22 protein-coding genes are annotated in these 24584 nt (G+C 58.7%); 6 read left to right on the forward strand and 16 right to left on the reverse strand.

The genetic code is table 11. The features are described from left to right. Positions 1–204 precede the first annotated feature (204 nt). The gene (locus tag QRN20_RS05500; RefSeq protein WP_069144671.1) at positions 205–705 is read right to left on the reverse strand and encodes a hypothetical protein; all 501 of its coding nucleotides are present in this window, start codon (positions 703–705) and stop codon (positions 205–207) included. A 286-nt stretch (positions 706–991) separates the two neighbouring features. On the opposite strand from QRN20_RS05500, the gene QRN20_RS05505 reads away from it, so the two are divergent. The 3 genes from QRN20_RS05505 to QRN20_RS05515 all read left to right on the forward strand — a co-directional run bounded on the left by QRN20_RS05505 (position 992) and on the right by QRN20_RS05515 (position 5032). Beyond that, complete coding sequence (locus QRN20_RS05505; protein ID WP_122606016.1) at positions 992–4048, forward strand: autotransporter domain-containing protein; 3057 nt, start codon at positions 992–994, stop codon at positions 4046–4048. A 285-nt stretch (positions 4049–4333) separates the two neighbouring features. Then, positions 4334–4516 (forward strand): type II toxin-antitoxin system HicA family toxin, encoded by a 183-nt coding sequence (locus tag QRN20_RS05510; RefSeq protein WP_004881256.1) that lies wholly within the window; start codon positions 4334–4336, stop codon positions 4514–4516. A gap of 105 nt (positions 4517–4621) precedes the next feature. Beyond that, on the forward strand, positions 4622–5032 hold the full coding sequence (locus QRN20_RS05515; protein ID WP_025996829.1) for a type II toxin-antitoxin system HicB family antitoxin: 411 nt from the start codon (positions 4622–4624) through the stop codon (positions 5030–5032). Between the two features lie 125 nt (positions 5033–5157). Here the strand turns inward: QRN20_RS05515 and QRN20_RS05520 are convergent, their stop codons facing one another. Continuing rightward, positions 5158–6249 (reverse strand): NADH:flavin oxidoreductase/NADH oxidase, encoded by a 1092-nt coding sequence (locus tag QRN20_RS05520; protein WP_058432520.1) that lies wholly within the window; start codon positions 6247–6249, stop codon positions 5158–5160. A gap of 77 nt (positions 6250–6326) precedes the next feature. Between QRN20_RS05520 and QRN20_RS05525 the strand changes: the two genes are divergently transcribed. Continuing rightward, positions 6327–6638, forward strand: coding sequence for an ArsR/SmtB family transcription factor (locus tag QRN20_RS05525; RefSeq protein ID WP_122606014.1), 312 nt, complete (start codon positions 6327–6329; stop codon positions 6636–6638). Between the two features lie 50 nt (positions 6639–6688). On the opposite strand, the gene dctA is transcribed toward QRN20_RS05525, so the two are convergent. Next, complete coding sequence (gene dctA / locus QRN20_RS05530) at positions 6689–8005, reverse strand: C4-dicarboxylate transporter DctA (RefSeq protein WP_029243206.1); 1317 nt, start codon at positions 8003–8005, stop codon at positions 6689–6691. Positions 8006–8082: 77 nt separating this feature from the next. Next, positions 8083–9252: a mandelate racemase/muconate lactonizing enzyme family protein gene (locus tag QRN20_RS05535; RefSeq protein ID WP_004881265.1), complete on the reverse strand. Its 1170-nt coding sequence runs from the start codon at positions 9250–9252 to the stop codon at positions 8083–8085. A gap of 125 nt (positions 9253–9377) precedes the next feature. On the opposite strand from QRN20_RS05535, the gene QRN20_RS05540 reads away from it, so the two are divergent. After that, entirely contained in the window at positions 9378–10244 is an 867-nt protein-coding gene (locus QRN20_RS05540; protein WP_122606012.1) for a LysR family transcriptional regulator, read from the forward strand. Positions 10245–10465: 221 nt separating this feature from the next. Here the strand turns inward: QRN20_RS05540 and QRN20_RS05545 are convergent, their stop codons facing one another. From QRN20_RS05545 to QRN20_RS05600, 12 genes are all read right to left on the reverse strand, one after another. Then, positions 10466–11119, reverse strand: a complete 654-nt coding sequence (locus QRN20_RS05545; RefSeq protein WP_029243208.1) for an HAD family hydrolase — start codon at positions 11117–11119, stop codon at positions 10466–10468. A 62-nt stretch (positions 11120–11181) separates the two neighbouring features. Beyond that, on the reverse strand, positions 11182–12708 hold the full coding sequence (locus QRN20_RS05550; RefSeq protein ID WP_122606010.1) for a sodium:solute symporter family protein: 1527 nt from the start codon (positions 12706–12708) through the stop codon (positions 11182–11184). Beyond that, a complete protein-coding gene (locus QRN20_RS05555) occupies positions 12705–12962 on the reverse strand; it encodes a hypothetical protein (RefSeq protein ID WP_025996822.1) in 258 nt (85 codons plus the stop codon). Before QRN20_RS05555 ends, QRN20_RS05550 begins: the two co-directional genes overlap by 4 nt. Before the next feature lie 116 nt (positions 12963–13078). Next, entirely contained in the window at positions 13079–14014 is a 936-nt protein-coding gene (locus QRN20_RS05560) for a choline kinase family protein (RefSeq protein WP_058432518.1), read from the reverse strand. Beyond that, positions 14011–14967, reverse strand: a complete 957-nt coding sequence (locus QRN20_RS05565) for an aminoglycoside phosphotransferase family protein (RefSeq protein ID WP_029243211.1) — start codon at positions 14965–14967, stop codon at positions 14011–14013. Before QRN20_RS05565 ends, QRN20_RS05560 begins: the two co-directional genes overlap by 4 nt. Positions 14968–14976: 9 nt before the next feature. Further along, positions 14977–16257: a Zn-dependent hydrolase gene (locus tag QRN20_RS05570; protein ID WP_029243212.1), complete on the reverse strand. Its 1281-nt coding sequence runs from the start codon at positions 16255–16257 to the stop codon at positions 14977–14979. Beyond that, positions 16235–16993 carry a DeoR/GlpR family DNA-binding transcription regulator gene (locus QRN20_RS05575; protein WP_029243213.1) on the reverse strand — a complete coding sequence of 253 codons (759 nt, stop codon included), beginning with the start codon at positions 16991–16993 and terminating at the stop codon, positions 16235–16237. Before QRN20_RS05575 ends, QRN20_RS05570 begins: the two co-directional genes overlap by 23 nt. Positions 16994–17076: 83 nt before the next feature. Further along, a complete protein-coding gene (locus QRN20_RS05580) occupies positions 17077–18480 on the reverse strand; it encodes an amidase (protein ID WP_122413835.1) in 1404 nt (467 codons plus the stop codon). A 247-nt stretch (positions 18481–18727) separates the two neighbouring features. Continuing rightward, positions 18728–20215: a SulP family inorganic anion transporter gene (locus tag QRN20_RS05585; protein ID WP_122606008.1), complete on the reverse strand. Its 1488-nt coding sequence runs from the start codon at positions 20213–20215 to the stop codon at positions 18728–18730. Positions 20216–20769: 554 nt separating this feature from the next. Next, a complete protein-coding gene (locus QRN20_RS05590; RefSeq protein WP_050575425.1) occupies positions 20770–21057 on the reverse strand; it encodes a DUF1652 domain-containing protein in 288 nt (95 codons plus the stop codon). Between the two features lie 209 nt (positions 21058–21266). Continuing rightward, positions 21267–21710 (reverse strand): GNAT family N-acetyltransferase, encoded by a 444-nt coding sequence (locus QRN20_RS05595; RefSeq protein ID WP_122490828.1) that lies wholly within the window; start codon positions 21708–21710, stop codon positions 21267–21269. A gap of 149 nt (positions 21711–21859) precedes the next feature. Continuing rightward, on the reverse strand, positions 21860–23080 hold the full coding sequence (locus QRN20_RS05600; protein WP_029243218.1) for a class I SAM-dependent methyltransferase: 1221 nt from the start codon (positions 23078–23080) through the stop codon (positions 21860–21862). Between the two features lie 275 nt (positions 23081–23355). Here QRN20_RS05600 and QRN20_RS05605 point away from each other — a divergent pair, with 275 nt between their 5' ends. Further along, positions 23356–24570, forward strand: a complete 1215-nt coding sequence (locus QRN20_RS05605) for an alpha-xenorhabdolysin family binary toxin subunit A (RefSeq protein ID WP_122418937.1) — start codon at positions 23356–23358, stop codon at positions 24568–24570. Positions 24571–24584 lie beyond the last annotated feature (14 nt).

Below are 24584 nucleotides of genomic sequence, written 5' to 3' on the forward strand. Positions count from 1 at the left end.
AAGCTTACCGAGCGTCAGGGAACGTTGACTGATCCGGCTCTGGCTTACCCTCTCATCACACCCAAAAAACCACTGACACTCTGCCTGTAGCGCAGCGATCATCCATTGTGCATTTTTATTGTAAAAAAACTCAGGCCTTCCTGACTCTCAATAGCTCTTCGAATTTTTTAAATATATAGCCAGTCACAGCCGCAACAGCACCCATTACTTCTGCAACGTAAACTCAGCCTTGTCAAAAGACAGCCAGCACGACGAATTATCCGTCCACTTCGACTCGGTAGTTCCCAGAACGCCCTTCATCAAAACCTTGTCACCCTTTTTGAAACTGCTGATCTTTTTCTTGTTGACCAACAGGTCATCGCGGGTCAACCCCTGGCCCTGACATTTGGGATTGGTCGGATCCGTAAAGATGACGGCGATCTGGTTTTGGCCAATGGCGCTGCCTGTCTTGGTAATACGCTGCACAACACCTGGAATGATGAGTGTCTGGGCGTCCCACTTTTCCTTCGCGGTGACTTCGTTTGTTTCCCAATCGCTCCAGATCTGCGTCAATGTCGCCTGTTTGGCTTCGATCAACCCTCTGAAATCGCCGCTCAGCACGTCACCGGTCTGGTCGAACACGCCGTTGGTGACGGACATGGCCTGATCAAGACCCGCGCACCCCGACAAGGCCAGAATCAACGGAAACAACGCTGCACTTTTCATCCACACACTCCGCTGGCGGACTCACCTCTGTTTTGGTCGGCGGTCCGTTATTCAATAACAAGGGGCTTATCACTTCGGCAAAAACTCTAACCAGCGTTTCTAACACCTTCAATAGTACAGATGTACTGTGCGCGCTATGGCGCGTAGCCACTAGTTCATGTGTGCTATATCCATTACAACTTCGCCTCTCGATACTTCCGCCGTTGGCAATCTGCCTAACGGAACCGCTAATGCCTTCAAGGCTGGCAGCCACGGTCGTGGCTTTTATGGAGTATCTGGAGTCGTTATGAACCCCTTATTCAGAATATCCCCCCTTGCTTTTGCGATTACCCTTGCACTGCTCCCAGAGACCCAGGCAGCGGACTTTGTTCTTAACGATGCTCAGGAAACATTCAACAGCGACCGCGTGATCGATGGCGAGATCAGAGTCCGGTCAACGGATGGCAACACGGCCAGTCTCACGATCAACAATGGCGCAACCGTGACCAGTGAAGGCGGCGAGATGATTGGTCGGGCCAGCAGCACGGGCGTCAACATGGCCAAGGCCAGCGTTGTGGTCGAAGGGGCGGGTTCGCGCTGGATCGTGCCGCGTACCTCATTCGTGCTGGGTAACACGATCGTTATCGGTGGTGCCGGTCAGGGTGACCTGACCGTCCGAAACGGGGGCCAGGTGTCGGTGCGGGATCTGGATCTGGGTGACGTTTTCGGAGCCAATTCCAACAGATTTTCGCAAGCGGACCTGCTGGTGAGTGGACAGAACTCGCTGGTCGATGCAGCAAACATCACCGCTGGCGGCGTTTTTGTTTACAAGTCGAGCATCACGGCCAACAATGGCGGCAGAATCAACAGCGAGGCAGTGGACATCGACTCCACCGTCAGATTGTCTGGTGCAGGCACGCGCTGGGACAATAGCGGGACCTTCAGCAACAGAGGCGATCTGACGCTTGAGAACGGTGCAGTCCTGGCGACCAGCTCACTGACACTGGGATCTGCAATCAGCAGCACCAGCAATCAAGTGAGCATTTCCGGCCAGGGCACGCGCCTCTCCGCGCAAGATATGACGCTCGGTGACACCACCACGCGTACTTATCTGACGCTGTCCGACGGTGCCGAACTGAGCGCCACTAATGGCATTCTCATCAGCACCGTAGGCAGCAGCAACTTGGCGACACGTGGCACGCTTGCCATCGGTGGTTCGGTCGCAGTGGATCCCAACCGTACCGATGTCGATTCCACGACGGCTGGAGCGGCACAGGCCGCCGGTCGAGTCGATCCGGCAACCGGCATTCGCTTTGGTACCGGTAACGGATACCTGGCGTTCAACCATACGGACGCCGATCTCCAGTTCGCCAACACCTTGAGCGGGACGGGCCGGGTGTATGCGTTCAACGGAAACACCACCTTGAGCGGTGATACCTCCGGACTGGCCGGCAGCGTCGTCGTTCGCGGCGGACGTCTCGTGCTGTCGGGGAACGTGGACCAGGTCAATCAGCGCGGCAATACGGCCACGACCCAGAGCCTTTCACGGTTTAACGTCGGCAACGGTACTCTGGTGGTCAATGGCACCGCGGGGCGCAACGAGTTCGGGGTCTACACCAACAGCGCTCAGGTGCTGGACGGCGGCGTTCTGGCCGGTGTCGGTCAGGTCGGCAGCACTCAGGTCGCGTCAGGCGGCACGCTGTCTCCAGGTGAAAACGCCATCGGTGCGCTGGCCATACAAGGCGACCTGGACATGGCGGCAGGCTCGCGTTATGCCGCAGACATTGCTGGCAACGGCGCGTCAGACCGGATCAACGTAAGCGGCACAGCGACCCTGCGTGGAACTCAGGTCAACGTCACCGCGCTGGACCCGGCGCAGAGTTATCAGAGCGGCAGGACCTACACCCTGCTTTCCGCCCAGGGTGGGCTGGTCGACGGCGCCACGCCAGGGACAGCCTATGCGCAGGCGGCGACCAACTCGGCGTTTTTGAACGTCGGATTGCAGCGCACGGCCAACGATCTGAACCTCACCATCGAGCAGAAAAACACAACGCCGACCCCGACGCCAGAACCGACGCCTACACCTACACCTGAACCGACACCGACACCAACTCCAGAACCAACACCGACTCCGACTCCCACTCCAGAGCCGACGCCAACGCCAACGCCCACACCTACGCCAACTCCAGAGCCAACACCAACACCAACGCCAGAGCCCACACCAGCTCCTGCGCCGGGTATCTTCCAGACGGTCATGGTGACCTCCAATCAGTTCAATACCGCTGGCGCGCTCGGCGCACTCCAGCAGAGCGGCGAGTCCCTGCGTCTGTACAACAACCTGCTGATTCTGGACGCAGACAGCGCGCGTGATGCGGCTGATCAACTGTCTGGCGATTCGCTGAGCAGCACGTCGACGGCTCTGATCGCCAACAGCCAGGTGGTGTCCGGCGTATTGGGCACTCGTCTGCGGGGCCTTCTGGACAACGGTACCGTGCGCATGCCAGCCATGGCACTCAACCTGATGCCGGCCACACCCGCCGCCGAAAACGGCGCCTGGGTGCAACCCTTCGGCAACTGGACTCAACTGGACAGCCGTAACGGCGTCAACGGCTTGAGCCAAAGCACCGGCGGTGTGCTGTTCGGGGCAGACGGCAGCTTCAATCCGGATTGGCGCGGCGGTATCTACGCGGGTTATAGCCGTTCGAAGTTCGACGCCGATAATACTGATGCCGAAGGCCACAGCGACAACTACCACCTCGGTCTCTACACCGGCGCCCAGATCGATGCCCTGCGCCTGAGTGCAGACATCGGCTACACCTGGCACAAGCTGGAAAGCGAGCGGAACGTGGCGTTTGCCGGGTTCAGCGATCACCTGACCGGCAAACGCAACGCCCAGTCGTTGCAGACCAGTACTGAAGCGGCCTACCGCATACCGGTCGGCAGCGTGTCTCTGGAACCTTTCGCCGGGCTTTCCTACGTGCGCTACAACGCGGACGACATGCGTGAAAAAGGCGGAGCGGCCGCTCTGGATGTGTCCAGCGACAAGCAGAACACCGTGTTCTCGACCGTGGGCATGCGCGCATCGACCCATACAAACGTGGCGAACCTCAACACCGAGCTTTACGGCTCGCTGGGCTGGAGACGCGCCTACGGTGATCTGGATCCGCGAAACGTCCAGTCCTTTGCCGGTGGTCCGAACTTCGAAGTGCAAGGCGTTTCTCAAACCCGCGACACGGCCTTGACTGAAGTGGGCGCGAAGGTGCGACTGAACAAGCAGACCGACCTTGGACTGTCCTATCAGGGCCAGTTCGGTACCGACACACGCTTCCATTCGGTGAACGCAGGTGTGACGGTTCGCTTCTGACCGGCGCTGCACTCGGGCTGGATGACCATTCGGGCAGTGTCTGCTTGAGTGGCTTCCAGCGCGAGCTTTGACTGACCTCTTGACCATAGCCTCGGGGATCAGAATGGACTTCAGGTCCGCCATTCCCGTGTGAACAACTCCCTCCTTCTGAGCAATCCTCTATGGCATCGCGCCGCTCCCCTTACAGACGTTAATCGCAAAAAATATCGCACCGGTGTGTATGATGTGTATCAATGCATCGCGAGTATGTATAGTACACACCTTGGGTAATGATAGGCTTGGGTGATGCGAAGCAGGGAAATGATAAGAACGATTGAGGATGATGGATGGTATCTCGTGGCGACCAAAGGTAGTCACCATCAATACAAGCACTCGTCAAAGCCTGGAAGGGTAACGATCAAGCACCCGGATTCCGATATACCGATCAAAACGATGAATAGCATATTGAAGCAAGCGGGATTGAAATGACCGCCAGAAAAGAAGAGGCACCCTTGCATCTCGTCTTCAGTGTGACGGCATTTAGGATCTGTCAGGCTGACAGCCTTGCGATCAAAGAGAAAAGGTAGACAACTCATGAAATTCACCGTCGTTCTGCATAAAGACGCCGATTCAGACTATGGAGTAACTGTTCCGGACGTGCCTGGTTGCTTTTCGGCAGGCAGCTCGGTATCGGAAGCACTGGAAAGTGTGAAGGAGGCGTTATCGCTGCACTTTGAAGGTCTGGTGGCCGATGGCGCACCACTCCCCAATGCGCAAGCCATTGATATTCATATGGCCAATCCCGACTACGAAGACGGTATCTGGGCGGTGGTCGAGTTCGACGTGACGCCTTATTTTGGCAAGTCAGTACGATTCAACGCGACACTTCCGGAACACCTGCTGGCCAAAATTGATGAGCGCGTCAAAACCGATCATCGATACGCCTCACGCTCTGGCTTTTTGGCCGCTGCGGCATTGAACGAGCTGCATACTGAGTACCGCTGATAGAAATCGCCAGTACCGCAGATTGGAGTTCCAGTGATTCTCACAGGCAAGAAAAAGGGCACTTAAGTGCCCTTCTTTGTTTCTGGAGTAATCAAGCTACTCGAGTAATCGCGTAAGACTGCCTCTCAACGATACCGCTCAAGCCAATGCGCGTAAGGCGCTGGCAAGGTCCACGACGCGTTCTCCGCACCGAGCTCCTTCGCAGCGAAATAGGCCCAATGCGGATCTGCAAGGTGCGCGCGGCCGACGGAAACCAGATCGAGCTGACCCGATTTGACCGCCTCTTCCGCCAGTTGCGGTGTGCCGAAACCCCATGCAGAGGTCACTGGAATGCCGGCTTCGCGACGCACACGTTCGGCGACCGGTCCCATGAACGCAGGACCCCACGGAATGTTGGTGTCAGGAATGGTGAAGCCGACACTGACGCTCAACAGGTCAAGCCCGCCAGCCTTGAAACGGCGTGCCAGTTCGATGGACTCGGCAAGGGTCTGCTCGTCGCGACCGTCGTATTCAATGACGCCGAAACGGGCGGTCAGTGGCAGGTTTTCCGGCCAGACTTCACGCACGGCCGCCAGGGTTTCCAGCAGGAAACGGCTGCGGTTTTCGAAGCTGCCGCCGTAGGCATCGGTGCGCTGGTTGGAGTGTTCGGAGAAGAAGCTTTGTCCCAGGTAGCCGTGGGCGAAGTGCAGTTCGATCCATTCAAAGCCGGCTTCAAGGGCGCGGCGTGCAGCGTTGACGAAGTCCTGCTTGACGCGGGAAATGTCGTCCAGGGTCATTTCACGCGGCACTTTGGGCAGGTTGGCCCCGAAGGCGATGGCGGACGGCGCGATGGTTTCCCAACCACGAGCGTCGGAGTCGGCAATGTGGTCGTCACCTTCCCACGGACGATTGGCGCTTGCCTTGCGGCCTGCGTGGGCAATCTGAATACCTGGAACGGATCCGGCCGCCTTGATGGCCTTCACGACGGGAACGAACGCCTGCGCCTGCTGGTCATTCCAGATACCGGCGCAGCCCGGAGTGATTCGACCTTCGGGTGCCACGGCGGTTGCTTCAACCACCACCAACCCTGCTCCGCCGCGCGCCATGCTGGCCAGGTGAACATGGTGCCAGTCGTTGATCACGCCGTCGTCGGCGCTGTATTGGCACATGGGCGGAATGGCGATGCGGTTGCGCAGGGTCACGTCTTTGAGGGTGTAGGGTTGGAACAGCGCTGACATGAATATCTCCCGGTACGTCGAAATACGATTGTTCGATAGTATTCGAAATATAGCGCCAATTGAAACCCCTCGTTATTATGCCGCCCATGCGAACCTTAAAACACCCCGAACCCGATGCCTTCACCCTCGACCGCGTTTTGTATGCGTTGAGCGACCCTGTGCGTATGGAAATCGTCCGCCATCTGGCAGGCGTACCCGAGGCGACGTGTGGTGAGTTGTGCGGCGAGAGGCCCAAGTCCAGCGCCTCCCACCACTTCCGCGTGCTGCGTGATTCCGGGTTGGTGCAGACGCGCAATGTGGGGACCACGCACATGAACTCGCTGCGCAGTGAAGAGCTTGAAAAGCGCTTTCCGGGGCTGCTGGCAGCGATTCTTCGGCAATTGGGATAGTTGTCGGACGCATCCGCAACGACCCCGTTTCCGGGGCCGAGCATCATTTTTCAGTGTGCGGTATCGGGTTTGACGGGCGCTACGGACGCAACGTCCTGAGGATGCTTCATCGCTTCGATCTCCCGATCAGCCACCGCCTGATCGAACGCGCCGTCCCACTTGGCAATGGCGATGGTGCCGATGCCGTTACCGATCAGATTGGTAACTGCACGCGCCTCGTTCAGAAAGCGGTCGACGCCCAGCAGCAGTACCAGACCGACCAACGGAATCTCCGGGATCACCGACAGCGTCGCGGCCAGCGTCACGAAGCCTGCACCGGCGACACCCGCCGATCCTTTCGAGGTCAGTAACAGCACGCCCAGCACGACCAGTTGATCCGCCAGGGTCAGCGGCGTATTGGTGGCCTGAGCCACGAAGATCGCCGCCATGGTGAGGTAAATGCAGGTGCCGTCCGAATTGAACGTGTAACCGGTTGGCAGCACCATCCCGACGACCGAGCGCTTGCAGCCCAACTTCTCGAGTTTGATCATCATTCTGGGCAGCACAGCTTCGGTGGAACATGTCCCGAGCGTGACCAGAATCTCGTCCTTGAAATAGCGCAGAAACGTGAGCAACGGCACGCCTGACCAGCGGGCAATCGAGCCCAGTACCACGACAATGAAAAACAGCGTGGTCACGTACAGCGCCAGCATCAGATGACCGAGCGACACCAGTGTACCGATGCCGTACTTGCCAATCGTGAACGCCATGCCTGCGCCCGCCCCGATCGGCGCGAGACGCATCACCATGGCCACGATGCGAAACAGGCTCTGCAACAACAGGTCGATGATGTTGACCAGCGGTTTGCCCGCCTCACCCAACTGCACGAGCGCAATACCCATCAACACGGAAATGAAGATCACCTGAAGCATGATGCCTTTGGCAAAGGCGTCCACAATGGTGGTCGGAATGATGTTCATGAAGAAGCTGACGGCACCGCCCTGCGACTCGGCGGCCTGGGCATAGCCCTTGATCGCATCGACATTGAGGGTGCTGACGTCAATGTTCATGCCCTCGCCCGGCTTCATCAGGTTGACGACGACCAGACCGATGACCAGCGCCAGTGTCGAAACGATCTCGAAATACAGGAGCGCCTTGCCGCCCGTACGGCCCACCTCCTTGATGCTGCCCATCTTGGCGATACCGACCACGACCGTGCCGAAAATGATCGGCGCGAGCAGCATCTTGATGAGTTTGATGAACCCGTCGGCCAGTGGCTGGAGCCTGGCGCCGATGTCGGGAATCAGGTAGCCGATAAGACCGCCGATGACGATGCCTATCAAAACCTGGACGTACAGAAGCTTGTACCAGCGTGTGGCTGTGTTCATGGCTGTACCTCAGTGTTGTTTTTGTATGAGGACAAGCGCGGCCCTGTCGTGGAGGGCCGCGTCATGATGAAAACCGGTCAGCCTTCGCCGAGTTCCCGCATCACTTTGTAGAGTTCGGACTTGGCCTCGAAGCCGACACCCGGGATATCCGGCAGGCCGACGTATCCATTCTCGACGCGAATCCCGTCGGCGAAGCCGCCGAACGGCTGGAACACATCCGGGTAAGACTCGTTGCCGCCCAGATGCAGGCCCGCAGCGATGTTCAGAGACATCTGGTGACCGCCATGCGGAACGACCCGGCGCGATGACCAGCCCAGTTCCTTCATGACGTCCAGCGTGCGCATGTACTCCACCAGGCCATACGACAGCGCACAGTCGAACTGCACGTAATCGCGATCAGGGCGCATACCGCCGTGGCGCAGCAGGTTGCGGGCGTCCTGATGAGAGAAGAGGTTTTCACCGGTCGCCATCGGCAGCTCATAGTGATTGGCGAGCTCGGCCTGCAGCGCGTAATCCAGCGGGTCACCGACTTCTTCGTACCAGAACAGGTTGTACTTCTTGATGGCTTCGGCGTACGCAATGGCCGTCTTGATGTCGAAGCGACCGTTAGCATCGACGGCCAGTCGACGACCGTCGCCCACCACTTCCAGCACCGCCTCGATGCGACGAATGTCCTCATCCAGCGGCACGGCACCGATCTTCATTTTGACCACGTCGTAGCCGCGATCCAGGTAGCTCTGCATCTCGGCCTTGAGTTTGGTCTGGTCCTTGCCCGGATAGTAATAACCGCCTGCCGCGTAAACCCAGACCTTGTCGTCAGCCACGCCATCGCGATAGCGGTCAGCCAGCAGGCGATACAGCGGCTTGCCTTCGATCTTGGCAACGGCGTCCCAGACCGCCATATCGATGGTGCCCACGGCCACGGAACGCTCGCCGTGCCCGCCCGGCTTTTCATTCGTCATCAGGGTTTTCCAGATGGCGAAAGGGTCGAGATTGTCGCGCTCCTTGTCGACCAGCGTCTCGGGATCCGCTTCGCTGATGCGGGCCAGGAAACGGTCGCGCATCAACGCACCCTGCCCATAGCGACCGTTGGAGTTGAAGCCATAACCGATCACCGGTTTGCCATCACGAATCACGTCAGTGATGACGGCGACAACCGAGCACGTCATCTTGGAAAAGTCGATGTAGGCATTAGCAATAGGTGATGCGATGGAAACCGTTTTTTCACGAATTTCGACGATGCGCATGGGGGAGCGTCCTCTCTGATTGTTATCCCCGGAACCCCGGGTTGGTACGCACAGACTGTAGGGCTGGACGCGAAATCGGAGCCAATGCTATTAATGCAGCACCCTATGTGTACAAGGCATCACCCATGGAACTCGTGTGGCTGGAGGACTTCAATGCCCTCGCCGAGAGCGGAAATTTCTCACGTGCCGCCGACGCGCGGCATGTCACTCAGCCCGCGTTCAGCCGACGGATCAGAGCGCTGGAGAGCTGGGTGGGCGTCGAGTTGTTCGAGCGCACCGCCCAGGGCGCGACGCTGACCGAAGCGGGCCAGAGCATGCTGGACAACGCCCGCGAGCTGACGCGAAGGCTCTACCAGATGCGCGCCGAAGTGAAGGAAGTCGCGGGCAAAGCCACCCGAACGCTGCATTTTGCCGCCACGCACTCGCTGTCGTTCACCTTCTTCCCGGCCTGGATCAGACAGGTGGAAGATGGCGCGCCGATTGAAGGCATCAGGCTTCATTCCGACAACATGGCGGCGTGCGAACAGTTGCTGCTCAACGGTGAAGTGCAGTTCCTGATCTGCCATCAGTATCCCAACGTACTGCCCCGGTTCGACAGCAAGCAATTCGACAGCAAGGTGATCGGCTCCGACACCCTGCTCGCCTTGCAATCCCCCGAGCTGAAGCCCGGCGAGCCTGTGCCTTTTCTGTCCTACACGGCAGAGTCGGGCCTGGGGCGAATCATCGCGTCGTACCTGCAGAACAGCCCCGGTCATCCTGTGCTGGAAACCGTTTTCAGCTCGCACCTGGCGGCGGTGCTGCTGTCGATGGCGCTGCAGGCCAAGGGTATCGCCTGGCTGCCGCAGAGCCTGGCGGCACCGGAGTTGGCGTCGGGGCGTCTGACGCACAGTTCGATAGCGCTGCCAGACATCCAGACCGAAATCCGGGTATTCAGGGCAATGATTCCGCTGGGGGATTTTGCAGAGAAGTTCTGGGCGGGGCTTGAGCGTTGATTGGGAGGCGTCACCACGTCTTCGACGTAGCGCTGTCGCGCAGCAAACTTGGTGGGAGCGGACTTGTCCGCGAAGGCCAGTACATCCGACGAATATTCATCGTCTGAAATACAGTATTCGCGGACAAGTCCGCTCCTACAAAAATCGCGTTTCTTCAGTGGATTACAGGTTGTTTGATAAGAGATGACTCACTGAAGAGTGCTGCATGGACAACACACCACTCACCCCCAATCCAGCACCGGCCAGCCATGCTCCTGCGCGTACGCCCGCAGCGTCGGGTCCGGGTTCACGGTAATGGGGTTGTCGACCAGCTTCAGCATCGGCAGGTCGTTCCGGGAATCCGAGTAGAAGAAGGCACCTTCCAGCATTTCGTCCTGCGCCCTGAGCCACTCGCTCAGACGCAGCACCTTGCCTTCGCGGTAGGTCAGGATGCCCTCGGTGAGACCGGTGAACTGACCATCCTGCACTTCCAGATCGATGGCCAACACTTCGTCGATGCCCAGATGCGCTGCAACGGGCGAGACGATATGGACGCCTGTCGCCGAAATCACCAGCAACCGGTCACCGGCCGCCTTGTGTCTGGCGATGGTCTGACGGGCCTCGCGGTACACGAGCGGATCGATGACGGCCTTGATGAACTGCGCGACGGCCTCGGCCACGTTCTCCACCGTACGGCCGACCATCGGTGTGAGGCTGAACGCCATGTAATCCTCCATGGCCAGTTTGCCCTGGCTGTAGGCGTTCATCAGCTCCTGATCGAGGCTCAGAAAGTCTTCGTCTTCCACCCAGCCCAGCCGCATCATTTCCCGGCTCCAGAGGCTGGCGCTGTCGCCATGAATCAAGGTGTCATCCAGATCAAATATCGCTAAAGCCATCGGGTCCTCTCAACAGTCGAACTGCGCTGAACGAGCGCGCCCGAAAGGGGCGCGCGCCTGTATCACATGGCGGGAACGGCATTGCCGACCCTGGGAGCTGGCGCAGCAATCGCGAACAGATCATCGACCCGCTTCACTTCCGCAGCACTGGGTTTGATGGCGAATGCACACGCGACAAAGATCACCGCATTAAAGATCAGCCCGATGATCCCGCTGGTCAGTGAACCCAGCTGAGGGATGTCGTCCGGGTAGATCGTCGTCAGCACGATAGCCACGAAGATGCCCACGAGCATGCCGGCAATCGCGCCCTGTTTATTGCCTCGGCGGGAGAAGATGCCGAAGAACAACGGCACGGCCAACTGGATGATGCCCTGATAGGAAATCTGCGCCAGCAGCTGTAGCCGGGCATAGTCGAAGGTCAGGTAGGCCAGTACCGACGCAGCACTGATGAACACCACCATGCCCACCTTGGCGAGGATGGTCTTCTGCCGGTCGGTGCGCGGCGCGTTCCAGGTCGCCAGGTCGTTGGCGAACTGGGTGCCGCAGACTTGTACGCAGCCGTCCACGTGACCGATGCTGGCGGCCAGCACAATCACGATGGCGACCGCCAGCAGCCACGGCCCGCCAATGTCGAACAGCGACAGGAACCAGCCATGCTGTGGATGCGCAGCGACGTTCGGGTCCTGACTGATCGCGGCGGCGAACAGCATCAGAATCCCGTAGAACCCTGCGACCAGCAGAATGGTGACCAGCGTGCCCTTCTTCACCGAGCGCACGCCGCTGGCGGTGTAGATACGCTGGAAGCTCATCGGCCAGCACATCGAACCGATCACGCCGGTGAAAATCAGGCTGAACATGTACAGCGGGCCGTAAGTACTGCCTGCGCCGCCCGGAATCACCAGCATGCTGGCGGGCAATTGCGCCAGGTTGGAAAGCGACGCCTGATCACCGAACAACAGCAGCACGCAAAGCGCGGCACAGAGCACGTAGGCAATCAGCCCCTGATACATGTCGGTCATGATCAGCCCGCGCATGCCCATGCTCACGGTCCAGTACTGCCGAATCAGAATGACCACCACGCCCACCGTCAGGCAGGTAGTCACGCCCCAACGCCCGAAACTGGCGAATTGAAACAACGTGGCCAGGGCCTGAATCCCCATCACCACCCACGGGAACACAGAGATGATGCCGATGATCGAGGCGATGCGCTTTACCGCAGGGCTGTCGAAGCGCATGCCCAGCAGGTCGGGTTGTGTGGTGAGGTTGAAGCGCTTGCCCCAGGTCCAGGCGCGGTTGGCCATAAGGTACATGGCTGTGACCCCGAGGGTTGCGTACACCATGCCGTAAAAGCCCAGCGCACCGCCGACCGACAGTGCGAAGAACGCCGTGAACGTCGCGCCCGGCCACCATGAGTTGGTGTAGCACATCGCGATGTACCAGGGCCCGTAGGAACGGCCGCCCACCGCGTAGTCGGAAAACGAGTCACTCTTGCGATTGGTGGCGTACAGCACGCCGATCATCCCGGCCAGAAACAGGCCGATGAGCCCGAAGGTTATGTACAGATCCGAATTGACGAGTGTGCTGATCATTGTGCGTCACCGTCTTCAGGAATCTCGCCGCTGGCGGACTCGACCATGTAAAGCACCCAAAGGCCGAGGCCCATCAGCGCAGCGTTCAGAATCCAGTAAAAGATCGGCAGCGGAATACCCAGCACGATGACCGTACTGCCACTGACCTGAAGATAGAATGGCGGGAACAGCGCCATCATCAACAACGCAAAAAAGTACACGCCGAACACGAGCGTTTTCACACGCCCGGGCCGCGCAATCGAAACAGTACCCATGGAAGACTCCTTGAATTTTGGATCTTGCGATTAATCGATCAAGTAAAACTCAAGCAGTAAAAGAGTTGCCGCCAATAGCCCGATCTTGTGGTTGCCGGGTCTTGTATTACGCAGGTTCAGACCTGTCTGAGCCAGGTTTCCCAGCGTGGATCGTTGATGGCGTTGCGCGCCCTCATTTGCTTCCATGCACCGTATTTGTAGAAGTCGAAGTCCAGTTGCGACACGGCGTGCTGCACCATCGCCCACGTGGACCATTTGATATCCGCGAGCGCTTTATTGACCTTGATCCGGGCCAGCGTCCGGGTGTCGACGCGACCGAAATAGTCTTCGACCAATTCGAGTTCCACCTCGTCGGTGAAGAACATTTCGCCAAACCAGAGCGCCAGCTCGTAGTGCCGATCGTTATTGGATGCGTATTCGAAATCCACCAGCCTGACTTGCTGTTGATCATTGAGCATGAAGTTACCGGCCAGCGTGTCATTCATGCACGGCGCCAGATCGATGCCTGAGGCTTGCAGCGCGGCTTTCGCTCTGTCGTATTGCAGCGACAACCATGCACCATCCTGAGGTTTCAAGGCGTTGAGCTCAGCCACCTGGGTCTGGTGTTCGGCAATCATGTCGAACACGGTCTTGGTTTGACACAGCAGCGCCTGATCGTTGAAAGCCTTGAGCCCGAGCAGTGCGTTGTGGCGCACGTCGCGCTGCAGGAAATCGAGGTTCGATGACGCCCGCCAGCCTTCCATGAACTCGAAAACTTCGACGCCGAACTCTTCCAGAAACGCGAACACCGGCGCGCCGTATCCGGTTGCCGCTGCGGCGACACTGGCGTCATGAGCGGTGCGGCGATCAATGAACATCTCGGTGCCCGCCCCCGGAATCTTGAAAAAATACGCGGTATCGGCGCCCTCGACCTCGACGCGCCAGTTGGTGTTGGAAATCCCGCCGCTGACCGGCCTGTACGTGATCCGCTTGCCGCGCCACTGGCTGATGCTGGACACCGCCGCCTCAAGTTGTTGTTCATGAAGACTCATGGCTTCTCCCAAAATATTCATGCGCGCACCTCCCCAACCTGACGCAGCCAGCTTTCCAGGCGCGGATCCCGGGTGCTCTGCAGGCAGCGCAAAAAGGTCCATTGTCCGAGCTTGGAAAACTCGAGTGACCGGGCAGACACCGTGCCCGCCCAGAACCCCCACAGCGTCCAGTACCAGTCGTTGATCAGCGCATACAGACGGCAGACGGCGTAATCCACCTCAAGGCATTTGCCTGCCCATGATTCGATGCCTTCGCGCCACTGCGCCTCAAACGAAAACAGCTCATTCAAGGTAATTGCGACGTCATACCAGGCATCCATGCAGCCGCCGTAATCGAAGTCGACCAGCTTCAGATTCCCGTCCCGCGACACCATGACGTTGCTGGTGACGCCATCGCCATGGATCGGCACTGCGTGAAAGGGCCGGCTTTGCAGTGCGTCCCAGGCCATGTTGACGCATCGATCAATCCACGCATGTTCTGGCGGCAATACAACCCGATCCCGCGTGCATAACACCCGCAGGCGTTGCAGATCATCCATCGGCGAGCGGATGAAATCCGGCACCGCTCCGTTATGAACAGTACGTTTCAGATCCCACAACCGCTCAAGCCGCCCCGGCGCGATGAGTTCGTCCAGCCGTGCACAGCGCCAGTCTGCCGGGCTCAGGGCTTCAAAAATCAGTACGCCGCTGGCGCTGTCCGCGTTGATCAACCGAGGTGCTGCGCCGCTCAGGCCCGCACACTCGCTGGCCTGCGCGCTGCGCTCGACATCGATCAAGGGCGCCATGTCCGCCTGCAACACCTTTGCGTACCAGGTGGTCTGGCCGTCAGTGACGTGATAACCCAGCCATTCGGTGGCCAGCCTGGACGGCGAGGCAATGCCGGACGGCCCGTCCTGTACGCTCAGGTTGTCGCCCAACCCTGCTTGCGATAATGCAATGTGAAGACGATCCAGCGGTGCGGTCTCTTTGAACATGGTCTGCCCTCAGCGAAAGGAATCCGGCGCCGTGCAGGCGCGATGAAGCAAGGCAGTCAGCATTTTCAAACCGTTGTGCATGTCCTCGTCGCTGGTGTACTCGGCTTCGTTATGCGAAAGGCCGTTACGACTGGGGATGAACAACAGGCAGACCGGGTATTTGCTGTTCATGCTGATCGCATCGTGACCGGCCACCGTTGCGCTGTCGGTGATGGGCAGCCCCAACTCGGTCGCCACTGCATGCGCCAGTTCGGCGAAGCCGTCGGGAAGTACACCGGGGGCGCGCAGCACGCTGCTCTCGATGTCGAAACGGGTCTGGGTCCGGTCGGCGATCTCATGCAATGTGGCGTTCAGACGCTCGGCGGCTGCACGCAGCAGTTCAGTGTCCCGCGAGCGATGCTCCGCCAGCAGCGACACGCGGGACGGCACCACGTTGGGCGAGTTCGGCCATATCTCCACGCGCCCCACCGAGCTGTGCATCTGCAACCCGTGCAGGTCGGCTTCCGCACGCACCGCAACGATGGCATGTGCGGCAGCGAGCATTGCATCACGGCGCGCGGCCATGGGCGTTGGTCCGGTGTGGTTCTGCTCGCCGTCGAAACGAATGCGTTGCTTCAGCGCGGCCCAGGTCTCCCTGACAACGCCAATCGACAGCTTGCGGCTCTCCAGCGCGGTGCTCTGCTCGACATGAATTTCCACGTAGCCCGCGATGTCGAGGCTGACCGGGCCGTCGCCCAGATAACCGATATCCTGCAAGGCCTGCCTGAGGCTGATGCCGTCGCCATCGCAACTGTTCCAGGCCTGCTCAAGACTCAACGAACCGGTGAACACGCCGCTGCCGATCAGGCTCGGCTGAAAGCGTGCGCCCTCTTCATTGGTCCAGTTCACGACAGCAAGATTGCAGGCCGGCTTTTCTCCGCGCTCGCGCATCTGGCGCCCGAGGCTGGAAACCGCCACGGCCCCGGCGAGCACGCCGTACACCCCGTCGAACCGACCGGCACTTGGCTGGCTGTCCAGGTGCGAACCACACACCACATACGGGGCCTGCGGGTCGAAGGTCATCAGGCCGAAAATATTGCCCACCGCATCGATGCGCACCTCAAAGTCATGCGCTTTGAGCCAGTCGCAAAACAGGTCGCGAACCTGGCCGTCTTCAGCCGATGCAGCGAGCCGGTGCAGACCACCCGCAGGTGTCGCGCCAATGGCCGAGCTTTCGGCGAACAGCGCCTCGAACCGTGCATGGTCGGCGGCGTCGGGCGTCAGCAATTCATGAGTACAGGATGTCGACATCATCTCTCTCCAGGCGAGCCGTAAACTCAGCCGATAGCGGACGGTTCGTGACCAGGGTCGTGATTGCACTGAATGGCAGGGTGTTAACAAAAATCCGGTGACCGAACTTGCCGTCGTCGGCAAGGATCACGCGCTGCCTGGAATGCTTGACCAGCGTGCGCCGCAACATGGCTTCCGGCTCGTGGTAATCCATCAGGCCTTGTTCAAGGTCGATGGCGCCGATGCCCATGAACGCGATGTCGTAATTGAACTGGCTGGCGAACGCCAGGGTGTGCGGGCCGATCAACGCGTTGTCGTTGCGGCGCACGTCTCCGGGAGCGACCAGCACCTGGTTGTCGCTTTGATGGGTCACCACCTGAGCGATGTCCAGCGAGTTGGTGATGATCCTCAACCGGCTGAATTGCGACAGCGTCTGCGCCAGTGCGAGCGTCGAGGTGCCGGTGTCGAGAAACAGCACCATGCCGTCGCTGATCAGGCCTGCCGCCTTGCTGGCGATACTCGCCTTGGCTTGCGGCTTCATGCGACTGCGGACCTGCAACGGCGGCTCGTCATTCAACTGCGGCAGAATCGCCCCGCCATGAATGCGCCGCAGCTTGCCCATCTCTTCCAGGTACTTGAAGTCGCGGCGAATGGTCTCTTCCGACACATAAAGCGACTGTGCGAGCTCGGACGCCTTGACGCGCTGTTGCTGAGCCAACAGGCGCATGATTTCGTCCAGACGAGGCTGATTGAGCATGGGGCTGACATTCCGTTGTGAAGAAAGGCGTTCAGTGTACCCATCTGTCTTCGGCGGCTGATGGCTGCTCATGTCGGGCGTGTTCATTGCGCAAGCATCGGTGGCAAATATTGATCCCACGGCGAAATCGCCTCGAAGGCCGCGCAGAATTGCAGGACATCACCGTCCGCGAAACGAGGACCGACCACCTGCAGACCGATGGGCAACCCGTTCGGGGCAAAGCCGCAGGGAATGGTTGCCGCCGGGTTTCCCGACACGTTGAAGGGATAGGTGAAAGGCGTCCAGCGTGCCCAAGGCACGGCGCCATCCTGACCGGCAAAGCCGTCCGGTGCGACCTCATCGGCATCGAATGGCAGCACAGGTAGTGTCGGCATGATCAGCAGATCGTAATCGTCGAACAGCGCATGCACCCGATTGGCGAAGGCGGCACGCTGTTCGATGGCCTGAAGATAACCGGCAAGATCGTAGCGGGCCGATTGCTCGATCAGGCGGGCGAAACCGGGATCAAGCTCGTCCAGTCTGTCGGCCAGCGCGCGTCCGTAGACGATGCCGCGTCCGGCCACCCAAAGCGTTTCAAAGGTGGCCAACGGGTCCGGCCAATCCAGCGCAAGGGTGCTCACGTCCACTGGCAGGTTTGCAGCGATCCTTTCGACAGCAGCTTCGACTGCGGCCGCAATAACCGGCTCGACAGGCGTGTTGAACAACGTCGGGACGTAAGCGATGCGCAGCTTTCCAAGCGGCTGGTCGCAGCGCGCCAGATAGGATTCTGTCGGCGCCGGGAGCGCCTGGTGGTCCAGCGGATGCGGCCCTGAAAGAATATCGAACAATAGCGCCGAATCGCGCACGGTGCGGGTCATCGGGCCTGCATGGCTGAGCATTTCTGTCGCAGACCATGGCCATGTGGGAATTCGTCCCAGTGAACCCTTGAGCGCGAATATCCCGCAGAACGAACCGGGAATCCTCACCGACCCGCCGCCGTCCGATCCCAGAGACGCGGGGACCATGCGCGCCGCAACCGAAATCGCAGAGCCTGAGCTGGAGCCGCCGCTGGTCAGGGCCGGATTCCACGGTGTGCGCCCGTTGCCGAAAAGCCGCGAGGTACTTGCCCCCGTCCAGCCGAACTCAGTGGTTGCGGTCTTGCCGAGAATGATGGCGCCAGCGTTTTTCAGGCGCTGAATGATGGGCGCGTCCTTGAGCGGAACACTGTCCAGACTGGTCAACGACCCTTTGGTGGTCCGCAGACCTGCCGTGGAAAACAGGTCTTTGACGCCGAACGGGATGCCGTGCAGCGGTCCTTGAATGCGACCGTGGCCTGCCTCGTCATCCTGACGACGCGCCTGTTCGAGCGCGGCGTCTGCGTAAACATCGCCGAAGGCATTCAATGTGTGATTGTGGGTTTTGACCGACTCGAGGCTCGCTTCCACCAACGCCACAGACGTGATCGTGCCTGCGTCCAGCTGCTCGCGGGCCTGAATCACGGTGGGCATGGAGAAGCGCTTTGACTCAATCAATGGGGATGCTCCGGCAAGTCATGGGCGTGTCGCCCAGGCCAGCGCATTACTGATCAGGTGGCAAAAACCGTCAAGTGGCAAATGTTGTTTTTGTTGTATTTATGGAGTTTAAATTTGTAACAGCACCGCAGGGGTGCGAAAAAACGCTGTATTTCCTGCCTGCGCCCAACGCTGGGGCAATAAAAAGGGCCTGCCCGTTTGTGGGTTTCAGGCCCAAAATACCTCAGTGCTTCATCAACGCCTCGATACCTCCAGGCTTGTCATGCACGCCGAATCTGTCCACCAGTGTCGCGGTCGCGCTGTTCATGCCGATCACATCCACTGCGATCCCGGCGCTCCTCAGTTTCAACACCACTTTGTCCAGCGCAGCCACAGCGGTGATGTCCCAGAAGTGCGCCTCCCTCAGGTCGATGGTCAGGGTTTCGAGCGATTCTTTCAGGTCGAACGAACGGGCGAACCGGTCTGCGGAACCGAAGAACACCTGGCCGCTGACGTAATAGGTGCGATGGCTGTATTCGGGGTCTTGCTTCGAGCTGACGTCCAGGTAATACGCAATCTTGTTGGCAAAGAACATCGCCGCCAACAGCGTTCCGGCCACGACGCCATACGCCAGGTTGTGCGTGGCGACGACCACGATCACGGTGACGATCATCACCAGATTGGTGGAGAGCGGGTACTGGCGCAGGTTGCGAATCGAGCTCCAGCTGAAGGTGCTGATGGACACCATGATCATCACCGCGACCAGCGCGGCCATGGGAATGCGAGCCAGCCAGTCTCCGAGAAAGATCATCATCGTCAGCAGCGAAACACCGGCGCTCAGCGTCGACAGCCGCGTCCTGCCGCCGGACTTCACGTTGATCATCGACTGACCGATCATCGCGCAACCGGCCATACCGCCAATCAGTCCGCTGGCAATGTTGGCGACGCCCTGCCCTTTGCACTCGCGGTTCTTGTCGCTGGACGTGTCGGTCAGGTCGTCGACGATGGTGGCCGTCATCATCGACTCCAGCAAACCCACGACCGCCAACGCCGCCGAGTACGGCAGTACGATCAACAGCGTCTCGAAGGTCAGCGGCACATCCGGCCACAGGAAAACCGGCAGGCTGTCGGGCAGCGAGCCCATGTCGCCGACCGTGTGAATCTTCAGCCCCATGAACACCGATATCGCGGTGAGCACCAGAATGCACACCAGCGGCGAAGGCAGCAGCGAGCCGATAACCGGAATGCGTGGCAGCAGATAGATGATCGCCAGACCGCCAGCGGTCATGGCGTACACCACCCAGCTGACGTTGGTGAGTTCCGGCAGTTGCGCCAGAAAGATCAGGATGGCCAGTGCATTGACGAAGCCAGTCACCACGGAGCGCGACACGAAGCGCATCAGTTCGCCCAGCCGCAGATAACCCGCCACGATCTGCAAAACCCCGCAGACCAGAGTGGCCGCCAACAGGTATTGCAGCCCGTGATCCTTGACCAGATTCACCATCAGCAGCGCCATCGCACCGGTGGCAGCGGACACCATCGCAGGACGCCCGCCCACAAACGCGATGACCGTACAGATACAGAAAGAGGCGTAAAGCCCGACGCGGGGATCCACCCCGGCAATGATGGAAAAAGCGATGGCTTCGGGAATGAGGGCCATCGCGACAACGAGGCCCGCCAGTACGTCGGCCCGGACATTCGATAGCCAGGCAGCCTTGATATTTTCAAGCATTGATTCACCCATGCAGGCACGGCATGACGCGCAGCGGCGGGCGCTGGGCGATGCAGGTGCGTCTGTTTTCAGTGGTGTTGAGGATGCACTGCGACCGACAATCAGGCGCAGCAGAAAGCGACCGCAGCTAGAAGGCGATCAGGGTGTTGCGAGGGGGGCGTAGCGCTAAGGCGGCGTAGGCAGCCAGTTGGAACGGAGCAAGGTATTTTCCTTCGTCAGATCACAGATTGACCGGCGCGATGATAACCCTCACAGGGAGCAGGGACAACCTGGAGATTGAGCCGCGTCTCTGTTCGAGATGAGTATCTGGAGCGGGCGCTGTGTTGCCCGTAGGAGCGGACTTGTCCGCGAAGCTGGCACGTTCGATGAGGATCCAGCGTTTGAAATACGACATTTGAAGACCAACGCAACACTGCCCGCCCCTTCAAGTGTGGATAACTCGATCATCCACACTTGCAACTTCAAAGGGCGTCTCTTACCAGGTAGTGCGCTTTTGTTCCTGACGCTGATGGATCAGGAACAACCAGCTTTCACACTCACCATGACCGGTGCTGTTACCAGCGCTTGGCAGCCGCCTGTCGATAACCCAGACCGGCAACCGGATTCTCGTTCATGGACATCAGCATCCGCGCTTCGCCGACCAGTTCCGACAGCGCACGGCTCGATACCATTCGATCAAGTTTGATTCCCGTCACACAAATGGCGTGATCCGGATTCTCGGGATTGGTCAGGGTCAATGTCAGGGACTCACCCTCTGCAGCATCCCAGGTGCAGCGATGAGGTAACAGCGCCTGTTCGACCATGTGCTTGATTTCAAGCGTTGAAAGTCTGTATGCGTTCATGATTGCCTGCTTCATATAATTTGTAATGGACGGTATTCAGAGAGTGGGTGTCCGCAGGCGTTCCACATAAATATTTATCAGAACATCCGTTACTTAATGCCCTCTCTATTCTTGTACAAACTATTGAAAGCTGTAACGTTTCAGTCCAGCTTTTGACCAAGCAAACATTGAGTTTTAGAGCACTTGCTCAATAAATAAGTTTTCTTTTGTTACAACTTCAACGTCATCTCGACGCTGTCGATACCCACCCCGTGACCGTCACGTTTCAAGCGGGTCAGCGAAAAACCCAGGCCAGCGTAAAAACCTTGAACCAACTGGCTCGTGTTGATGTAAGCGTGGCTTACGTGCGGGAGCTGCCTCATAAGATCCAGCCGGGACAGAACGAGAAACCGGCCCAGGCCATTGCCATGCTGATTTCCGGACACCATGCCCCAGGTGAGTTCGGCCATCGACGGATCGGCGAGCACCAGATACCCACCGCAAGCGAGGACTTTACCCTCGCGCTCCACAACGAAATAGGAACCCACCGGGCCGAGCAGAAAGCGGGCAAATTTGTCGCGCTCGGAGGGGTCGAAAAAGCGTGGCGTGTTGGAGTCGAAAATGTCCAGACAGATAACCCTGTCTGCAGGGAGGTAAGGGCGAAGCGTATCCATGTGCAGGCCTTAGTGTTCGATGCTGTAAGACTGATCAGCCGATGGCGTATGAAACAGGATTCGCGCGCAGACCGCAGACGTTGTTACAGACGGCGCAGGTCGGATAGAGCGGCGTGTGCCTGCCGCTCAGTGGCAAATCTGCTGAACCCTCAGCCAAGAAAACCGTCCGCCCGAAGCAGGGTTTCCAAGCACTGTTCGGTAATGCCGTAGAACGCTTTCAGTTCCTGGATACGCGCCAGCAGGTGAGCCGGGTCGACAGGCTCGGCGCGTTTGACCGCCAGGATCATCTTGTTCTTGTTGGTGTGCTCCAGCGAAATGAACTCGAACACTTTGGTTTCGTAACCGCAGGCTTCCAGCAGCAAGGCGCGCAGGCTGTCGGTGACCATCTCCGCCTGCTGGCCCATGTGCAGGCCGTATTGCAGCATTGGCTTGAGCAGGGTCGGGCTCTGGATCTGCAGACGAATCTGTTTGTGGCAGCAAGGCGAGCACATGATGATCGACGCGCCGGAGCGGATCCCCATGTGAATGGCGTAGTCGGTAGCGATGTCGCAGGCGTGCAGTGCGATCATCACGTCCAGCTCGCTCGGCGCAACGGTACGCACATCGCCGTGCTTGAAGACCAGCCCCGGATGCTCGAGACGCGCCGCTGCGTTGTTGCACAGGGTCACCATATCCTCGCGCAACTCGACACCGGTCACCTCGCCCTGCGCCTGCAGCGTATTGCGCAGATAGTCATGGATGGCGAACGTCAGGTAGCCCTTGCCCGAACCGAAATCCGCGACCTTGACCGGTTGATCCAGCTTGAGCGGAGAAGACGTCAAGGCGTGGGAAAACACTTCTATGAACTTGTTGATCTGTTTCCACTTGCGCGACATGGCCGGGATCAGCTCATGCTGACGGTTGGTCACGCCAAGATCGGTCAGGAACGGGCGCGTCAATTCCAGGTAGCGCTTCTTCTCACGGTCATGCCCGGCGGCGGGCGCTTCGCGCTCCTGCTGCGCCTTGCTCTTGAACAACGTGCTTTTGCCTTTCTTGCTGAATTCCAGCTGCACCTCATCGGTCAGTGACAGCAGATGCGCGTTCTTGAACGATTCGGGAATCAGCCCCGCAATGACGTCCACGGCTTCGGACAGGGGGAAGTTCTTGGTGATGTCGCGGGTCTTGTAGCGGTACACGAAAGACAGGCACGGCTGCTCGCGGACCGTCAGCGGCTTGATGATCACCCGCTGTAACTCGGCTTCGCTGCCCACGTATTTGGCCAGCACCAGCTTGATCAAAGAATTCTGGGACAGGCTGGTGTCCAGCAGGCCGAGAAATTGCGCACGATGATCCGGCGCGGCAGAGGATGAAGCGGTGGGTGTCACGGACATCGAAAGGTGCCTCAAGCGTCCCCACAGGGACTCGTAAAAATCAGGCGTGCATTTTAAGCGTGCTGACGCCTGTCAGGCATGACTATTTTCCACCCTGACGATGAGCGTCCAAGGATCGACGGCTGAGCCATGCACGTAAAACGAAATTATCGCCTGGCACTATACAAATATATTAAATAACCGAAAAACGCCGTTACAGTGAAACTCGCTCACTCAAGGAGTGCCACGACACTGTCGAGTGAGCCTCTACTGAACTTGCACAAGGAACGTGCACCATGCATGACCCGACTACTGAATCTGAAAAACCTGAAAAACCTGAAAAACCCAAGATCACGATAACGCCCACCGAATTCCTGAGAACCCTGGCGGAAGATGAAAAAAACAATGGCCGGGCGACTGCGCTAATTCTGACCAAGGAAGACATTCTCAGCATCAAGCGTTACGAAAGACACAGCTTGAACCTGCCCAACACCCTTGCCCGGGTAGAACAACAACTTGGTTTTACACACAGTGGCATTTCCGGTCTTGAGCCTCAGGACCTGTTGCTGACCTACAGCGCAATCAACCAACACGCCCAAAGCTGGTCAGCCATCGAGGTTGATATAAAAGCCAAGGGGTTCGACCTTGATCTGTTTGCCGGAGAGTTTTCCAATCAGGGCAAGCAGATTCTGGATTACGTCGACAAAATGGAACTCGCCAGGCAACTCCAGCTGACCGTTGCCGATCTGACCATCGAAACAGTGAAAAGCCTCACGCCTGCTCCGCTGACGAAAACAGATAAAACAGTGTGTCTGTCATTGGCCGAAACGCTGAAAAAAATGGCAGTCCAGATGGAGGCGCATCGAAAAGCGTCAAAGAAACTGGCCGAGGACATCAAGCAGTTTGCTCATACGCTGACCGTCGATCTTGTGCCTGGCATCAACGACAAAGTGCGGTTGGCCAGCCGAGCGGATCTGGACGAGGATCTGATCGCGCTCGAGAAGGAGATTGATCGCCTGACCGTCGACATTGATCAAAAGCATCAGGAATACAAGACCACTAAAACTCACATTACGCTGGGACTGCTGGGCGGAATTGTAGGGCTTATTGTGACGGACAGCATCTTCGGTGCCCAGGCGGAAGCGATCCGCAAGGAGAAAAACCGTCTGGTGACGGAAAAGAAGACCAGGCTGGAAACGTTCGGGCAGAAGCGCCCACTCGCTGCCGCCATACGCAGTCTGGAAGTTCTGTTCGAAGACATGAAGATTCGCATGCTGGATGCTCATCAGAGCGCAGTAAATCTGCAGGATCTCTGGACCATGCTGGCCAAGTATGTCGATAACGCTGCCACGCGACTGGCGGATATCAGCGACGATCAAACGCTATTGGACTTTGTCTTGGAGTTCAAAAGTGTCGTTACGCCATGGGAAGAGATAAAGGGCATTACCACCCATCTTCTGTTGACCTTCGAACAGGCGCTGGACGAATTTTCAAACCAACAAAGCAAATAACCATAAGGACATGG

The organism is Pseudomonas sp. fls2-241-TYG-175 (genome assembly GCF_030209155.1).
Classification (GTDB): Bacteria; Pseudomonadota; Gammaproteobacteria; order Pseudomonadales; family Pseudomonadaceae; genus Aquipseudomonas; species Aquipseudomonas viridiflava.

What these genes read in the sequence shown, in the direction of transcription:
- QRN20_RS05500 (WP_069144671.1), bottom strand. Translation starts at nt 705, where the DNA reads ATGAAAAGTGCAGCGTTGTTTCCGTTGATTCTGGCCTTGTCGGGGTGC.
- QRN20_RS05505 (WP_122606016.1), top strand. Translation starts at nt 992, where the DNA reads ATGAACCCCTTATTCAGAATATCCCCCCTTGCTTTTGCGATTACCCTT.
- QRN20_RS05510 (WP_004881256.1), top strand. Translation starts at nt 4,334, where the DNA reads ATGCGAAGCAGGGAAATGATAAGAACGATTGAGGATGATGGATGGTAT.
- QRN20_RS05515 (WP_025996829.1), top strand. Translation starts at nt 4,622, where the DNA reads ATGAAATTCACCGTCGTTCTGCATAAAGACGCCGATTCAGACTATGGA.
- QRN20_RS05520 (WP_058432520.1), bottom strand. Translation starts at nt 6,249, where the DNA reads ATGTCAGCGCTGTTCCAACCCTACACCCTCAAAGACGTGACCCTGCGC.
- QRN20_RS05525 (WP_122606014.1), top strand. Translation starts at nt 6,327, where the DNA reads ATGCCGCCCATGCGAACCTTAAAACACCCCGAACCCGATGCCTTCACC.
- dctA (WP_029243206.1), bottom strand. Translation starts at nt 8,005, where the DNA reads ATGAACACAGCCACACGCTGGTACAAGCTTCTGTACGTCCAGGTTTTG.
- QRN20_RS05535 (WP_004881265.1), bottom strand. Translation starts at nt 9,252, where the DNA reads ATGCGCATCGTCGAAATTCGTGAAAAAACGGTTTCCATCGCATCACCT.
- QRN20_RS05540 (WP_122606012.1), top strand. Translation starts at nt 9,378, where the DNA reads ATGGAACTCGTGTGGCTGGAGGACTTCAATGCCCTCGCCGAGAGCGGA.
- QRN20_RS05545 (WP_029243208.1), bottom strand. Translation starts at nt 11,119, where the DNA reads ATGGCTTTAGCGATATTTGATCTGGATGACACCTTGATTCATGGCGAC.
- QRN20_RS05550 (WP_122606010.1), bottom strand. Translation starts at nt 12,708, where the DNA reads ATGATCAGCACACTCGTCAATTCGGATCTGTACATAACCTTCGGGCTC.
- QRN20_RS05555 (WP_025996822.1), bottom strand. Translation starts at nt 12,962, where the DNA reads ATGGGTACTGTTTCGATTGCGCGGCCCGGGCGTGTGAAAACGCTCGTG.
- QRN20_RS05560 (WP_058432518.1), bottom strand. Translation starts at nt 14,014, where the DNA reads ATGAATATTTTGGGAGAAGCCATGAGTCTTCATGAACAACAACTTGAG.
- QRN20_RS05565 (WP_029243211.1), bottom strand. Translation starts at nt 14,967, where the DNA reads ATGTTCAAAGAGACCGCACCGCTGGATCGTCTTCACATTGCATTATCG.
- QRN20_RS05570 (WP_029243212.1), bottom strand. Translation starts at nt 16,257, where the DNA reads ATGTCGACATCCTGTACTCATGAATTGCTGACGCCCGACGCCGCCGAC.
- QRN20_RS05575 (WP_029243213.1), bottom strand. Translation starts at nt 16,993, where the DNA reads ATGCTCAATCAGCCTCGTCTGGACGAAATCATGCGCCTGTTGGCTCAG.
- QRN20_RS05580 (WP_122413835.1), bottom strand. Translation starts at nt 18,480, where the DNA reads ATGCCCACCGTGATTCAGGCCCGCGAGCAGCTGGACGCAGGCACGATC.
- QRN20_RS05585 (WP_122606008.1), bottom strand. Translation starts at nt 20,215, where the DNA reads ATGCTTGAAAATATCAAGGCTGCCTGGCTATCGAATGTCCGGGCCGAC.
- QRN20_RS05590 (WP_050575425.1), bottom strand. Translation starts at nt 21,057, where the DNA reads ATGAACGCATACAGACTTTCAACGCTTGAAATCAAGCACATGGTCGAA.
- QRN20_RS05595 (WP_122490828.1), bottom strand. Translation starts at nt 21,710, where the DNA reads ATGGATACGCTTCGCCCTTACCTCCCTGCAGACAGGGTTATCTGTCTG.
- QRN20_RS05600 (WP_029243218.1), bottom strand. Translation starts at nt 23,080, where the DNA reads ATGTCCGTGACACCCACCGCTTCATCCTCTGCCGCGCCGGATCATCGT.
- QRN20_RS05605 (WP_122418937.1), top strand. Translation starts at nt 23,356, where the DNA reads ATGCATGACCCGACTACTGAATCTGAAAAACCTGAAAAACCTGAAAAA.